Source organism: Pseudomonas karstica, assembly GCF_009707515.1.
Classification (GTDB): Bacteria; Pseudomonadota; Gammaproteobacteria; order Pseudomonadales; family Pseudomonadaceae; genus Aquipseudomonas; species Aquipseudomonas karstica.
The window spans coordinates 1-12,112 of the sequence record NZ_WLYI01000021.1 but is presented as its reverse complement, the minus strand read 5'-3'; the positions used below and the strand labels follow the sequence as shown (position 1 = coordinate 12,112).

Here is a 12,112-nt window from a genome sequence, read left to right as displayed (position 1 = left end):
GCTCTCAGGTTTTTCGCGAGCAAGCTCGCTCCTACAGAAACGGGCGGAGGTAGAAAAAATGAGCATTGCCCTTAACGTCATCACCGGTTTCCTTGGCAGTGGCAAGACCACCTTGCTCCAGCGTCTGCTGCAAGGCGAAAGCCTCGGCGACACGGCGCTGCTGATCAATGAGTTCGGCGACGTCGGCATCGATCATTTGTTGGTGGAAGAGGTGGCGCCGGACACGGTGTTGCTGCCCAGCGGCTGCGTCTGCTGTTCCATTCGCGGCGAGTTGAAAGACGCCTTGCTCGGCCTGTTGCAGCGTCGTGAACGAGGTGAGGTTCCTGCCTTCAAGCGGGTCATCCTGGAGACCACCGGCCTGGCGGACCCGGCCCCCATCCTCGCCACCTTGAACAATGACGCGCAATTGCGCGGGCGCTTTCATATCGGCCTGGTGGTCACGCTGGTGGATGCCAGCCATGCGGCGTTGCAGGAGCGCTTGCACCCGGAATGGCTGGCCCAGGTGGCGGCCGCGGATCGGTTGCTGTTGAGCAAGACCGACCTGGTGGATGATTGCGACCCGTTGCGTGAACATCTGAGGGCGTTGAACGCAGGCATCCCGATTCTCAACACCCATGAGGTCGACAGCGGTGACCAACTGTTATTGGGTGAAGGCCTGCGTGGCACCGCACCCGCGGTGGAAGTCGCTCGGTGGAAACTGCACCAGGCGGTCTCGACGCCCTCCACCCATGGTGCGGCGCAAGTCTGCTGCCTGACCTTCGACCAGCCCCTGGACTGGGTCGGCTTCGGGGTCTGGCTGTCGATGCTGCTAAGATGCCACGGCGAACGTATTCTTCGCGTCAAAGGATTGCTCAACGTGAACGCCAGCCACGCCCCCATCGTCATTCATGGCGTGCAGCATTGCCTGCATGCCCCGGTCCACTTGCCTGCCTGGCCGGGTACCGATCGGCAATCGCGCCTGGTGTTTATTCTGCGTGGCCTTGACCCGGCGTTGCTGCGCCGCTCCTTTGAAGTGTTTTCACGAAGGTTCTGCGCATGATCACTTTGCGTGTCCTCGGCACTTCGGTGACCTTGCTTGAAGCCTTGCGCGTTCGGGCCGAGCAGGAACTGGGCATTCGCCTGGTATATCAGGTACATGACGTTGAACAAGCCCAGCGCATCGCGGTGATGCAGCCCGACAGCTATGACCTGTACGACCAATGGTTTCACAACGTTGACTTCGTCTGGCCTGCGCGGGCGATCCAGCCTATCGACACCCGGCGTATCGCCTTGTGGCACGAGATCAACGATCTGCCCAAGCGTGGCCGTTTGACTGCCGACGACCGCCTGGGCTGCGGCAGCGTGCCCAGTGAGCGTTTGTTTGTGCAGCACGACGGGAGCCTGGGCAGTACCGTCACCCACCGCATCAGCATGTTGCCCCTGACCCACAATGTCGACAGCTTTGCCTATCGCCCCGAACGCCTGCCAGAGGGGTTCAGCCCGGCCAATGAAAGCTGGGGCTGGCTACTGGATCCCGCCTGGAGTGCCCGCACCGCACTGCAAAGCGACGCGGCCATCGGTGCGCTTGATGCGGCGCTGGCAGTGCAGGGCGCCGGGCTGGCCAGCTTCAAGGATATTGGCAATATGAGCATCGAAGAGATCGATAGACTGGCCGATATCCTGGTGCGCAAACAGAAAGAAGGGCACTTCGCGGCGTTCTGGTCCGATGACGAAGAAGCTGCGCAATTGATGCTCAGCCCCACTATCGACATCCAGAGCCTGTGGTCGCCGACCCTGATGCGACTGCACCGAGCCGGGGTCAAATATCGCCTGGCGGTGCCCCGGGAAGGTTATCGCGCCTGGTTCGGTGGGCTGTCCTTGTCACGCCACGCCAAGGGCCCGGTGCTGGATGCGGCCTATGCCTACCTCAACTGGTGGCTGTCGGGTTGGCCTGGAGCGGTGATGGCCCGTCAGGGTTACTACATCGGTAACCCGGCCCGTACCCGCGATCACTTGAGCAGTGCCGAATGGGACTACTGGTACGCCGGCAAGCCTGCGCGCGAGGAACTGCTGGGCAGCGATGGCTTGCCGCTGATCGAGGTTGGCGAGGTCCGTGACGGCGGCTCCTATGAGCAGCGCATGGGCCATATCGCGGTATGGAACTCGGTGATGGATGAGCACAACTATCTGGTACGGCGCTGGGGCGACTTCATGCGGGCAAGAGGTTAGCGGGCCTGGACTGCGCTACAAAAAAGGCGGCTACCCATAAGGTAGCCGCCTTTGTTTTACCGCCGGTGTGGATTAATCCGGCAGTTTGAACGCCATCACATAGTCACCCTGCTTGGTGCCCAGTGAACCGTGGCCGCCGGCCATGACCAGCACGTATTGCTTGCCGTCCTTGCCGGTGTAGGTCATCGGTGTGGTTTGCGCGCCTGCTGGCAGGCGGCCTTCCCACAGCTGCTTGCCGTTTTTCACGTCATAGGCACGCAGGTACTGGTCGAGGGTACCGCTGAGGAACGCTACGCCACCGGCGGTGGTGAAGGTCCCGCCCAGGCTTGGCACACCCATGGACAGCGGGATTGGAACCGGCGAGCTGTCACGCACGGTACCGTTTTTGTGCATCCAGATGGTCTTGTGGTTGGTCAGGTCGACCGCAGCCACGTAACCCCAGGCCGGTGCCTGGCAGGGCAGGCCCATTGGCGAGAGCATCGCTTCCAGGACAACACCGTACGGAGTGCCTTTGTTTGGCTGTACACCTTCGGTTTCGCTGACGCGCGGACCTTGCTCGGCGATTTTTTCCGCCGGGATCATGGTCGACTTGAACGCCATGTAGCTTGGGTTGACGAAGGCGACCTGGCGCACTGGGTCCACCGAAATGCCGCCCCAGTCGAACACGCCGAAGTTACCCGGGTAAACAATCGAGCCTTGCAGCGATGGCGGGGTGAACGGGCCGTCGTAGCGCAGGGACTTGAAGTCGATCCGGCACAGCAGTTGGTCGAATGGGGTTACGCCCCACATGTCACGTTCCTTGAGGGGCGGTGGCATGAAGTTCAGGTCGGATTTTGGCTGGGTTGGCGAAGTGTGATCGCCTGCCACTGCGCCTTGGGGTACCGGAATTTCGTTGATCGGCACCACAGGTTCGCCGGTAGCGCGGTCCAGCACGTAGATGCTGCCTTGCTTGGTCGACGTCATTACCGCTTGTTTCACGCCGTCGGCGGTCTTGATGTCGATCAGGCTTGGCTGGCCGCCCACGTCCATGTCCCACAGGTCATGGTGAGTGAACTGGTAGTGCCAGCGCACTTTGCCGGTGTCGATGTCCAGGGCTGTCAGGCCGGCGGCGTGCAGTTCCGACTCAGGGGTACGGTAACCACCGAACTGATCCGGGGTCTGGTTGCCCATCGGCAGGTAAAGCATGCCGAGTTTTTCATCTACCGCGAACATCGACCACATGTTGGGCGAGTTGCGGGTATAGGTTTTGCCTTCGGCAATCGGCGTGGTGTCATCCGGATTGCCGCTGTCCCAGTTCCACACCAGCTTGCCGGTGTGCACGTCGAACGCACGGATTACACCGCTTGGCTCGTCGACGGAGACGTTATCGGTCACGTGGCCGCCGATGACCACCAGGTTCTTGGTGACGGCTGGCGGCGAGGTGGAGTAGTAACCACCCGGGGCGAAGGTGCCGATGTTGGCGCCAAGGTCGACCTGGCCTTTGTCACCGAAGTCTTCGCACATCTTGCCGGTGTCGGCGTTCAGGGCGATCAGGCGGGTGTCGGCGGTCGGCAGGAAGATCCGGCGTGGGCAGACGTTGGCTGCAGGTGCTGCGGCGTCAGTCGCCGGGCTTTGCTCGGTAGCGGCGTAGGCGGCGTCATCGTGATACGACACACCACGGCAAGTCATGTGCGCCCAGCCCTTGAAGTTCTCGGCTTTTTGCGTCGAGATCTTCGGATCGAAACGCCAGATTTCCTTGCCGGTGTCCGGGTCCAGCGCAATCACCTGGCTGTGCGGGGTACACACATAGAGCATGCCATTGACTTTCAGCGGGGTGTTTTCCGCGGTAGTTTCGCCAGGGTCGTTCGGGCCAGGGATGTCACCGGTACGGTAGGTCCACGCCGGCACCAGCTTGTGGGCGTTTTCCGGGGTGATCTGTGCCAGTGGCGAGTAACGATCACCAAAAGCCGAACGGCCATAGGAGTTCCAGTCGCCATCAGCCTGGGCTGGAGCTGCGTTGGTCATGCCGGGTACCGCGTCGCGGTCCAGTTGGCCCTTGATTTCACCAGGGTTGGTGAACTGGCTGGCCACAGCGGCGGCGCCGGCCAGCACTACGGCCACGCTCAGTGCACCGGTGCCCAGCGGCGCGGGTTGGCCACGCAGCAACGGACGGCGAAACCACGGCAGCAACATGACGATGCCCAGGGCGAACAGCAATGCCAGGCGCGGCACCAACTGCCACCAGTCCAGGCCGACTTCCCACAGTGCCCACACGGTACTGGCGAACAGCACCAGTGCGTACAAGCCCAGTGCCGCGCGGCGGGTGGCCAGCAGCAGGACACCGGTCAAGGTGATGCCGATACCGGCCAGCAGGTAGTACAGCGACCCGCCGAGCAAGCTCAGCTTGATACCGCCGGCCAGCAAGGCCAGGCCCATGATTAGCAGCAAGATGCCTAGCAGCCTGGGGAGCAGGCGGCTTGGGCTTGAAGCGCCATCAGTGCTCATAGTGTTGTTCTCCGTTACGTTTAATGTAGTCCCACGCCTATCACTGTAGATGACGATTTGACGCGGGCTTGGTTCAGCGTTATTTGAGTTTTTCCGTGGAGCGGATTGGTTATCCAGAGACGAGCGACTTATCCCCAGGCACGGTCGGGTGTAAGACAGCGCTGTCTGGGCAGAGGGGCACTTTTAATAACAAGATGGGGTCGGCCGAAAGGTGAAACGTTTCAGATTATTGCCGCCAAGGATAAAGCGACTTTCCGGCCAGAGAAAGGGCGTTTATCAATATGGAGCGTTTCGGATTTGGTAACAGTGGGGCCGGCATGGCTCATGCGGCGTGTTTCTTGACGCGTTCGACCGGCACCTTCACAGCGGGTTCCCGGTCAAAGCCTCGCCCAACGGCAGAGCGAGGCTTTTGCAGTGAGCGAGGATCAGGTGTAGTACGTCATCCCCTTAGGAAGATGGTGCCGCAGCAGTTCCAAGGTGAGGAAACGCATGTCGTTGAGATTCCAGCGCTCAATGAACAACAAACCCTGCTCATCGAACTGAACAGGAGTTTCCAGTATTTCCCCGGAGTTGGAGTGATGCACGATGCGCACGTTGGAGGGCGAAACTTGCTCCACCGTGTAACTACCAACCGCGCTTAGACGTGTTCTGTCAAACGCTACGAACGCCGGTTCAGGTGTAACCCCTGGTGTGGCCAGGTTCAGTCGGAAGTCGGCATCAAGTACCACGCCTTGGGGATGCAATATACGGCCGCCCGGTAAAATAGCTGTGGCTTGCGCAGGTGCGACATCATCAACATGCAGGCTGACGGCGTCTACCAGATCGACCATGCCTGGCACTTTCTGAAACACGTTGGTATGTGAATTACCCATCAGGGCGATCCAACGGTGGGTACCTTGCGCCGCCTGATCGGCCTCTATGGTGCGCATCGCGAAATAATTCATCATATGGGTGCGCGAGAATCGTCCCTCGTCCAGCCGCAGGCTCGCCACGCAATCAATCGCCCTGATGCGCAGGTGATACTTGCCGGCGCGCTCCACCAGTGTCGTGAAGGAGTATTGGCTGCCTGTTGGCACGCGATGGCCCACGTCCATCTCCTTGAGTCGCTGTTTCAAGGTCTTCGGCATTTTCCCCGTGAGGTGGAACGTGTCCAGGGCGGCTTGGTGGAGATCGGTTGTCAGGTGTTCCATATACAGGGTCTTGACGCCGCAAACCTTGCTCAGGTGCTTCATGTTGTCCATCAGCAGGCGTTTGCTGGACGTTGCTGCATGGGCTTCACCGACGATAAGGCCGCTCGTTTTGTTGAAGACAGCATCCATGAAGTTGGGCTGGGTAACGGTGCCTGTCGCTGTTGGAAGGGCAACACGTGGTTTGGCGGTGAACGCCTTGAAGAACGCTTCGCACTCTTGCCCTAGCTTGGTCTGGCTTGTGCGGAATGCTTGCTGCGCCAGGGTTTTGCTCTCATCGGGTGAGACATACCGGGTATCGAAGAAGCTTCTTTTGGCGCTGGGTGCAGTAAGCTTTTCCCGGTAAGTGGCCGCGTATTTTTCCGGCACATCAAACTGGCTGTAGCTTCTAGCCGTGGTCGGTGCCGCTGCGGCCGAGGGGCCGGGTTCTTCGGCGGCTCTGTAGTCGGTCTCAAGCTTCAAGCGGAAGTCGGCCTTGGCCAGTGGGTCTCCCGCAATATCGCCGGCGACGTCCGCACTGATGTCGACGGGTTGGCCAGCCGGGACGTCAACGATGCGCAGGCTCGGCGTTTTTTCCAGGTCAGCGATACCGGGAACGCCGTTGTAAGTGCTTGCACGTTGTTGCTCCACCAGTGCTACCCAGCGTTCACCGGCTGTTTTTTGCGCGGTGTCGGTGCTGATCACCTTGTGCGAGTAGTAGTTGGTGAGGGTGTTGTCACGATGGGCAAACGATGGGGTGTCGACCAGCTCCAGCGCACCGTCAAGTTCATAACTGGTGGACGCATCCAGGGCCTTGACCTGGATTTTCTGGGCATGGGCGGCGGCGACCAGTTTGCGATAGTTGTATTTGGCGTTGTTGTGCAAGCCCAGGCGCTCGTCTACCTGCTTGAGCTGGTGGGTGACATTAGCGGAGGAGCCCGTGGTGTGGTGTTGGGTGAGCTTGCCCTGGAAGACGTCCCGTGGCAGATGCTCCAGATAGAGTGTCTTGACGCCCTGTTGGCTTAGGGTCTGCATGTTGTCGATCAAAAATTGCTTGCTGGCGATCGAACGGTGCGCTTCGCCGATCACCAGGCCGTCCGACTCTTTAAAGAGCTGCTCGATGATGTGGGCATGAGAGGCAGAAGGCTCGAGGGTCAGTACGTCCGCCCGTGGCACGGTAGGTTGCAGCTCTTTGAAGAACTTGGTGCTATCGCGGGTGAGCGTGTCGACCCTCAGCAGATAGTGCTCACGAAGTGGGCGCAGCTCTTCGATGGCGTCCCTGACGATGACCGTATCGAGGTTCAAGCCATATTCGTTGGCACTTGAGACCAGCTTGCTCTTGTGGTTGGGATCCAAGACCTCGGTGATTTTTTTTCGGTGCTGCTCGGCCATTTCATAAATACCCAGCGGGGTGCTTTCGGCTGCGGGCGGGGTGGGGGCCCCGCCTCTGACGCCGGTGCGCACCCACTGGCCCTGGGCGTTCTTGTTCACCAGGCGTGCCGTGGACTGCAGTGACTGGGTGGTGGCATCGTAGCGGTACAACAGAAAACGACCGAGCGGATCGGCTGCGCGCGGGGCCCAGAACGCCTCACCGTTGTGCACCACGGGCTGCATGTCGGCAACGGCAAATGCAGGCATCGGGCTTTCGGTATTGCGCGGTCGAAGCTGCCGGGCGGATTCGATAAGGCGGCTGTTTTGCGCGGTTCGATAGATCGGTCGTACCGGCGATTTGCTGAACTGCCCCAGCGCCTTCAGGGTGGGCGTAAGGTCGGTCAGCAACCCGCCCGCGGCGTTCGCCAGCGCCGCCAGGTAATGACCAAACGCTGCTTCCTTGTCACCTTCGGCGTAGGCCATCAGCGCCAGCATGGCGTCCTTGAACATGAATGCCGCGCCAACGGCCAGGCTCAGTGGCGGGAAGGGCATGGTCACCACGGCGAGCACGATTTCCAGCACTTCGACACAGGTCCAGACGACATTCATCACCGCTTCGATCCGGCTGGTGGTCGTGGCTTTGACATTATCGATGATGAACTGCAGCTTGCCGTCATAAAACGCGTTTATCGGGTTTTTCAGCACAGACAAGGCCGGGCCGGCGTGTTCCGGCGCGTCATACAAGGGCCGACCGGGGGTGGTGCGGTCCTGAGCGGGAAGCTTGGCTCTGGAAGACTCCAGGAAGGTACGCAGTGTCGACTGATTCTGAAGCAGGCAACGTGCACAGTAGTAATCGATCATGTCGCTGACATTTTTCAGCACATAGTTGAACAACCTAGCCTGCCGGAAAGCGATGCCATCCGGTGCGTTAGGGGTGTAGAGCAGCGTCTGTTCATTCGGGTAGGTGAATACGTAGTTGCCTTCGACCACATGGTTATCGATTTGCAGTGGGTACACTTTGAAGCGCTGACGCGTGGCCTCGGAGTTGTCTCCCAGGCTGTCGATACTTTGCACCAACCATTGCTGTTCGGCCGTGGCGATATGGCCGAGCAAACGGCTCTCCAGGGCGGCACTTTTCATCTGCAATTTATGAATGGTCAGCACCGCGGTGCGTCGTTCGCTGTAGCGAGGCTGGGTGGTGTCGATCAACAGATGCTTGATCGAGGCGACATACTGTTCGCCGATCCAGATGCCTTCGGCTGTCTTCACTGCGTCTGCGAGGGTCAGGCCCTTGAGGTCCACATCCGCCGGTCCTTTGACCACACAGTCTTTGCTGATAGCGGCAAGCAGGTGATAAGCCGGAATCAGATCCTTCAGGCCGAATGGGTTGTGGCCGTCTCGAAACAGTTCCAGATAGGAAAAGCTATTGATGTGGCTCCACAGATCAGTGGGTTTGCGCATGGGGTAGAACCGGACATCCCGGGGGTCGACCGTACCTTTAGGATCGCCCAGCCAAGTATTGAGATGAATACTGGCCTGTTCCTGCAAAAAGTCGTCAAAGCTGGGGAATTGGGTATGTTCCTTGAAATCGGCCTGGTAGGTGCGTTCGGCACCGAGCACGTCGTCCGCCAGTGTCAGACGCCAGTGTCGGTCTATTTCCGGGCAGTTGCGGAACCAGTTCGGGGTTGTCAGGCTTTCTTCTTCCTCTTGCGTGACCAGCATGAAGTCGACCATTTGTTCCAGGCAATCGGCATAACTTGGCGTCGTTTCGAATGTGACGAAGTCCTCGGGCAGCGCACGTCGATGGCTGTAGTACTCCATCGCCTTTTTCAGCGCAGGGGCCAGCCTGGAAAGCACTTGGGCGAGCAGGTAGCCCTTCATGGTGTCTTTTCCATTTGCCCCCGGGTTCGCATACCAGCCGTAAATGTGGTCTTTACATGCCTGCTCGCTGTTGAAGCCTTTGAGTTGTTCATGACGAGGCGCCCCTGGTGTGTAGAGCACTACTCGACTGACGTCGCCATTCTGGTCGGTGCGGCAGAGCACCATGATGTCCTTGAGTTGCGTCTCGTGGACTTTCACCCGTTTGGCGCTCAAGGATTGGCCGGCGCCCTGGCGGCCCGTCAGCCATTGATGCTCATCCGCCGAGATATGGCCTTGCAACAGCGCCAGATAGTTCAGTGTCTCGGTACGTTGCTCCAGCACGGTTTGCAGGGCCGGTTTTAACGTCGGTTGACTGTGTGCCGTGCGCTGTTCCTGGGCAAAGTCCAGGCGCGGGCTTAGCGATTGGGTCAGGCTGAGCAGGTAGCGAGGTGTCAGGTCTGCATATTTTTCTGGCAGCGGCTGGCCCTGATAGGTCAATACACTGCGGTCCAGGAAACTCGAGCCGAGTCGGTAGTCTTCGACATGCAGGCCTCGCAACACCAGTTCAACCAGCGTGCGCGAATCCTGATAAGTGCCGACACCTGCTACTTGGCGAGGGGTACTGACCACCAGTTGATCGGGGTGCAGGTCGTCATAATCATGATCTTGCTCCAGGCGTTCGATCAGTTGAAGGCGTGCACAGGCTTGCTGCGAGGCGCCTTTGCCGAGCAGGCCCAGGGTTTGCTGGTGACTCTCTTCGTATTTGCTCAGGTGCTGGGCCAACTGTTGGCGTTGTTCAGCCGTGGCGCTGCGATACCAGTCCGGGGCTGCGAGGAGCAGGGTCCGGTCCTGTAACATTTTGGTGTACAGCTCCAGGCGCAATTTCAGGTCCAGTTGGACGGAGGCCATTGCCTGGTTCAGTTCATTGACTCTCTGCGCGGGACTCAAATCAGGCGTCTTCTCAGCATCCAGGACATGCTTGATGTCCTGCGTCCGCTTGGCTTTCAAGGCGTTGTAAGTGTGTTTAATCACGTCGCCCGGCGCGATGGCCGACAGTCCGATCGGCCAGATCGCACTGGTGCCCAGGTGTTGATATTCGCGCGGCAGACAATTGAGCACTTCATTGCGCGACCAGATGGCCTGCATGCATTGCAGCAGTGCCTCGTTCAGTTGTTTGAGTGAAGTGAATGATTCCAGGCCCCGGTTCGGGGTAAACAGCAAGACCGGCCCAACATCGATGTCGCTGTCCAGCGAGCTGACCGTGTCGGTGCCGGTGGTCAGCACGAAGGCCCCGGCGAACTCGATATTCACATCGCGGTATTCGAACGACAGGGCATAGGTGCCCGGCCTCGACTCGGGCGGCAGAAAGCCTGTGGCTCGTTCGACCAGGTCCTGATCACTGGGGGCCAGCAGGTTGTTTTTGACTTTTAGCTTCACCTCATCCAGCAGCGCGTTAAGGGCTTGGTCCATGAGGTAGTTTTTGCGTGACTTATTGTACGAACCCACCTGTTCTTCCAGAATACTCAGCCTGGCTTGCAGCGCATCGCGAGCGCTGCTGCGGTTTAACTTACCGGCAGCCCCTTTCAAATCAAGGCTGGCCAAATGCTGGTAGGTCAATTTCGCCGCGCTGGAAACCGAGCGGTTATCTCTCTCCAGTTCCTCGTTGATCCTTTTCAATCGACCGAACTCCGCAGGCAGGCTTTCCAGGGCATGCCCGTTGTTTTCCAGAAGCCCAGTCGATTGGGCTATTTGGTTAAGGCTGTTCTTGAGCTGGTCGAAAGAGAGGGGCACGTTATTTGAAGTGGTCATGGCACATTCCTTGTTGGGTGAAAGGAATGATTGTGTGTGCCGGGTCCGTGGGCAGGTGGTACACAGGTGTATGCCAGCGACAGCAACTGCATGGTTTGTGCGTCTACAGTTAAAGTGAATGCTTCCACCTGCTGGGTCCCTCGGCTAAGGTGCGCAGCTTGTTCTTTCTCTCTTGGCAAAAAAGGCCTGGCATGACCGCACAACATCCCCCTCGATCACAGGATCCTCTGCACGGCGTCACCCTTGAACAAGTGCTCAGCGCACTGGTGGCGCATTACCAATGGGAAGGGTTGGCCGAACGTATCGATATCCGCTGCTTCAAGAGCGACCCGAGCATCAAGTCCAGCCTGACGTTCTTGCGCAAGACCCCTTGGGCGCGGGAGAAAGTCGAAGGGCTGTACGTCAAGCTGATGCGTACCAAACGCCCTCGGGATTGAGGGTATGAAGGTGTATGTCGCGGGGGCAGCGCTGGCCGGGTGGGTGGGGCTGGTGATTCAGCAATACCTGATTTTCTATTCACGCTGGAGTGTGGACGCCAGTCTGCTGGGCGGCCTGGTGGGTTTCTTCAGTTTCTTCACGGTGCTCACCAATACCCTGGCGGTGGTGGTGCTGAGCTATGCGTGGGTGACGCGTCCTTCAGCCGGACGACGGTTTTTCCTGCAACCTGTGGTTAGCAGCGGCATTGCTGTGAGTATCCTGGTGGTGGGCCTGGCCTACAACCTGTTGCTGCGGCATTTGTGGAGCCCTCAGGGGCTTCAATTCATCACCGATGAACTGCTTCACGACGTGATGCCATTGCTGTTTTTCGGTTACTGGTGGCGGTGTGTTCCCAAGGGCACCTTGCGCCTCAAGCACATCGGCCTGTGGTTGATTTACCCAGCGGTGTACTTCGCCTATGCGCTGCTGCGTGGGGATTGGCTGGGGCAGTATCAATACCCGTTCATTGATGTTGATACGTTAGGTTATCCACAAGTGCTTGTGAATGCCGGGGGGATATTGGCGGGGTTTGTGGTGATTGCCTTGGTGATCGTCGGGTTGGACAAAATCGTCAAATCACCGCAGGGCTAATGCAGGAACAGGCCAAAAAACCTGTAGCCGCTGGCGTAGCCTGCGATCGGCTGCGCAGCAGACGCTTGGGGCCTTGAGATTGCTGAAGGTCCTGCGGCCCTTATCGCAGCCTCGTGCCTCTACAGCGGCTACAAAAAGAACCGTCG

Annotated in this window: 6 protein-coding genes; 4 read left to right on the top strand and 2 right to left on the bottom strand. The window is 59.1% G+C overall.

All coding sequences use genetic code 11. The features are described from left to right. Positions 1 to 58: 58 nt before the first annotated feature. Positions 59 to 1,039: a CobW family GTP-binding protein gene (locus tag GIR22_RS15870; RefSeq protein WP_154744256.1), complete on the top strand. Its 981-nt coding sequence runs from the start codon at positions 59 to 61 to the stop codon at positions 1,037 to 1,039. Next, positions 1,036 to 2,208, top strand: coding sequence for an ABC transporter substrate-binding protein (locus GIR22_RS15865; protein ID WP_154744255.1), 1,173 nt, complete (start codon positions 1,036 to 1,038; stop codon positions 2,206 to 2,208). The genes GIR22_RS15870 and GIR22_RS15865 overlap by 4 nt, the downstream gene beginning before the upstream one ends. A gap of 72 nt (positions 2,209 to 2,280) precedes the next feature. Here the strand turns inward: GIR22_RS15865 and GIR22_RS15860 are convergent, their stop codons facing one another. Both GIR22_RS15860 and GIR22_RS15855 read right to left on the bottom strand, forming a co-directional pair. Beyond that, a complete protein-coding gene (locus GIR22_RS15860; RefSeq protein WP_154744254.1) occupies positions 2,281 to 4,692 on the bottom strand; it encodes a glucose/quinate/shikimate family membrane-bound PQQ-dependent dehydrogenase in 2,412 nt (803 codons plus the stop codon). A gap of 425 nt (positions 4,693 to 5,117) precedes the next feature. Further along, positions 5,118 to 10,898, bottom strand: a complete 5,781-nt coding sequence (locus tag GIR22_RS15855) for a membrane-targeted effector domain-containing toxin (protein WP_154744253.1) — start codon at positions 10,896 to 10,898, stop codon at positions 5,118 to 5,120. 191 nt (positions 10,899 to 11,089) lie between these two features. Here GIR22_RS15855 and GIR22_RS15850 point away from each other — a divergent pair, with 191 nt between their 5' ends. Both GIR22_RS15850 and GIR22_RS15845 read left to right on the top strand, forming a co-directional pair. Then, positions 11,090 to 11,335, top strand: coding sequence for a VF530 family protein (locus GIR22_RS15850; protein WP_154744252.1), 246 nt, complete (start codon positions 11,090 to 11,092; stop codon positions 11,333 to 11,335). 4 nt (positions 11,336 to 11,339) lie between these two features. Beyond that, the gene (locus GIR22_RS15845) at positions 11,340 to 11,966 is read left to right on the top strand and encodes a Pr6Pr family membrane protein (RefSeq protein WP_154744251.1); all 627 of its coding nucleotides are present in this window, start codon (positions 11,340 to 11,342) and stop codon (positions 11,964 to 11,966) included. The last annotated feature ends 146 nt before the right edge of the window (positions 11,967 to 12,112 follow it).